Source organism: Rubrivirga sp., assembly GCF_049648075.1.
In the GTDB taxonomy this organism is placed as follows: domain Bacteria; phylum Bacteroidota; class Rhodothermia; order Rhodothermales; family Rubricoccaceae; genus Rubrivirga.
The window spans coordinates 1-3428 of record NZ_JBARYR010000503.1; the positions used below are offsets into that span (position 1 = coordinate 1).

Below are 3428 nucleotides of genomic sequence, written 5' to 3' on the forward strand. Positions count from 1 at the left end.
GGACGAGTCGTCCGGGTCGAGCATCCCGTTTCGCGTCTCCTTGTAGGTCCTCAGCCGGTCCAGGTCCCAGAAGTAGGCGTGAAGCCGGGCCAGACCCTCCGTCTCGCCGCCCCGAATGCGGAGTCCATTGCGCTCGTCTTTCGGCACGGTCTCCAAGCCGAGGTCGGCCAGCGTCGGGATCTCGCCGACCTCGAGGCCGGGCGGCGGCGGGGGCAACGCGTCGGGAGCCAGCTCGGGCGCTCGGTAGCGGTCCTGGGCCGGGGCCTGCTCCACCTTCTTGCGGAACGGCGTGAACACGTCCGGCGCGTCCTCGATGCGGAACGGTAGGTCCTCGAGGTCGACCAACGTGTGGCCCCAGGTGGCGCGCCACTCGAGGCCGGGCGTCGCGTCGCGGACGGCGTCCTCGAGGTCGCGCTCCTCGCGCATCGGCTCGTCGTGGACGAAAGCGATGGTCGCGCCGGTCTCCCCAGCGAGCGCCGGGATCACCTCCTCGGGCTTGCCGACCCGGACGATCAGGTCTCCGCCCAACTCGCTCATTCGCCGTCGAAGGTCGTGGAGCGACTCCAGGACGAACTGCATCCGGTACGCCTCGGTCTTTCGGAAGCCCAGGTCGGTCTCCTCGAGGTCGCGCGGGTCGATGACGTAGACCGCGAGCATATGGCCGTCTGGTCCAGCGGCCTCGAGGGCGTCGGTCAGCGGGCCGTGGTCGTGCAGGCGGAGGTCGTGGCGGAGCCACAGGAGCGAGGTCGGCATCGAGGTCGGGGGGGCGGAGGCGGCTACGAGCGCCCGGCGTCGGCGGTCCGGGGAACGCGCGGATGGGGCGGTCCCGTAGACCCGGTCCACGCTCCCCACACTCATGCCCAAACTCGACGACGCCGTCGGCGACGCCCTCTCCACTCTCAGCACGTGCGGCGTCGAGGACCCCGACGTGGACCTGCTCCGCAACATCGTGGCCCAGATGGGACCCTCGGCCTACGGCGGCGACGGCGAGTACGTCGCCTGCTCCGACGACTCGGAACTGGCCCGCGTCCGCACCAACTACCTCGTCAAAAAGCTCGGCCTCGAGGACGCCGACGCGACGATGGACTCGATCCAGGCCGTCTGCGCGACGATGAAGCCGGCCGGCAGCCATAAGCGCCGAAGCGCGTTTTACTACCTGCTCGCGACGCACCACGGCAAGGAGGGCGTCTACGACGGCTAAGCCCGGGCATCTAGAAACGCCGGCCCCGAGGCATATTCTGAGCTTGTCGGAAGAACACCCTCGAGGCCGGCGCTTCTCTGTCTATCGGTCGGGTTAGCGAACGACGGTCAGCGACCGTGTCTCGGACGCCGTCTCACCCGTCACGCGCAACGCGTAGACGCCCGCTGGCAGGCCCCCGAGGTCGACCTGGAACGAGCGGTCCGTGCCAGCGGCGACGGCCTCCGTTTGCTGCCGCACCTGCCGCCCGAGCGCGTCGTAGAGCACGACGTCGATGGGCTGGGCGCGATCCACGGTCACGATGACGCGCGTCGTCCTCGAGGCCGGATTCGGAGCGGCGGTCGAGACCTCGAACCTCGAGGCCGGGCCGTCGTCGCTGGCAACGGGCTCTGGTGGATCGACGAGAGGCGGCGTCGAGAAGTCCGAGCGGCCGTCGTTGTTGGCCGAGGCCGAGCCCTGATCGGCCAGGACACCCAGGCCTCGGCGCGCGAACGCGGCCCAGATCAGGTCGTGGTGGACGCCCACGCCGTCGACCTCTGGGTGCGGGTAGAGCGCGGCGTCGGCGGCTAGGATGGCGTCGCGGCCGTCGACGAAGCCCGGCGTGCACGCCGTGAGCTTCAGGCCCGTCGTGACCAGGTTGAGCGCGATCTGGTTGCCGGCCATCCCGTCCGCGTTGGCGATGTCGGCGTCGAAGCCTTGGGTCTCGATGAGGTCCCACGTCATCTCCCAGAGCACGGTCGCCCAGGCAAACCCGACGCCGTGGGGGATGGAGAGGAAGCGCGAGCCGGACCGCGTGTGGCCGGCGTTGTCGACGACGTCCTGGTAGGTGTAGTCGTTGATCGCGAAGTCCGTCGAGTAGGGCGCGGGGCGGATGCCCGGCCCGTCGGGGATCTCGAACTGGACGAACGAGCCGACGCCTCGAGGCTGGGTCGCCAGGTCGCCCTCGCGTTGGGTCAGCATAAGTCCGTAGTAGTCGCTCCAGCCCTCGCCCATCTGCTCGCCGGGGCGGTTGTTGTTGTCGTTGTCGCCGTCTGTCCGACCGTTGCGGAGGCACGACACGCGGTTCGGCCCGCCAATGAGACGGTTCGAGATGCCGTGGCCGTACTCGTGCGTCACGATGCCCGCGTCGAAGCTGCTCGCGCGATCGGCCTCCTGAGTCACGGAGACCTCGACGGGGTCAGCGCTCGAGATCAGGGCGAGGCCGGCGCTCCGGCGGATAAACACGCTCGGGATGTCGACACGAGGGTCGCCGTCGCCGCCCATCGAGACGAGCACATCACCGCCGTTGTCGTCCTCGCCGCCCTCGGGCAACCGGTTGTACACAATCGCGCCGATGGCGCCAGACCGCCCCACATTGGCAATCTTGTCATCGAAGTTGCATCCGCCGCGCTCGACGAGTGCGACTCGCCCAGCGACGATGCCGTTGACCTCGGCGCTGGTGCACGCCGTGTTCGGCCCGGATCCCCCGCCAGCTTCGACCGCGCGACCGGCGAATGGCCCGCCCGGTCCGAACCCGGCCGGTAGCGACGGAAGCGCTCCTGCGAGCGCGGTAGGAGCCGTGACCTCGAGGTCGACGGCGCCGGTCCAGCGGAACATCTGCATCCGCGGCGAGGACCCCTCGGACGGCGTCCCGAAGTTGGCGTTGTTCGTGCCAGACCCGTCCAGCGCCTCGGCCCGGACCTCGTCGCCATCGCCGCCCTCGATGACGAAGTTGGCATCCTGGAAGTTGCCCGCGGCCTCGTCGAACCCGTATCGGTACAGGACGTCGTGGACGACGTTGTTCCAGTAGAACAGGTTGGTCACTGAAGCCGGCGCGTTCTGCGCAGGTGTCCGGCCCAGACCGAACTCGAAGTCGAACACCAACTCTGCGCCGCCGTCGGGGGCGCTGTTGGAGTCCGGGACGTTGTTGTCGTCGGTGTCGGTGTAGGCGTAGACGTTGTTGCCGCGCGTGGTGGTGTAGTCCGTCGTCCCGGTCGAGTGCCAGCCGAGCGGGCTCGCGACGGGATCGGCGGGGTCAGTGACGAGCACGAACGGGCTCCGCGACGGGCTCTCGAACGGGGCCGGGACCACGCGGTAGCTCGAGGTCGCCGCGCTCGTCCTCGAGGACGCGGCTGCGGGCGGCAGGGCGTCGATGAGAAGAGGTGCCGCCGACCGGTGCTCGGTCAGCTCATGTGCCCACGCATCGCGCTCGACCAGGTCGACGTCCTCGAGGATGGCCCCGGTCACGGCG

The 3428-nt window shown here is 69.5% G+C and carries 3 protein-coding genes; 1 reads left to right on the forward strand and 2 read right to left on the reverse strand.

The features are described 5' to 3' along the window. Positions 1-753, reverse strand: a 753-nt coding sequence (locus tag WBA11_RS14175; RefSeq protein ID WP_424521322.1) for a deoxyribodipyrimidine photo-lyase, incomplete at its 3' end; no start/stop codon positions are given. Between the two features lie 103 nt (positions 754-856). On the opposite strand from WBA11_RS14175, the gene WBA11_RS14180 reads away from it, so the two are divergent. Further along, positions 857-1201 (forward strand): DUF2853 family protein, encoded by a 345-nt coding sequence (locus tag WBA11_RS14180; protein WP_424521323.1) that lies wholly within the window; start codon positions 857-859, stop codon positions 1199-1201. A 93-nt stretch (positions 1202-1294) separates the two neighbouring features. Here the strand turns inward: WBA11_RS14180 and WBA11_RS14185 are convergent. Beyond that, on the reverse strand, positions 1295-3428 hold a 2134-nt coding region (locus WBA11_RS14185), incomplete at its 5' end, for a M36 family metallopeptidase (protein WP_424521324.1).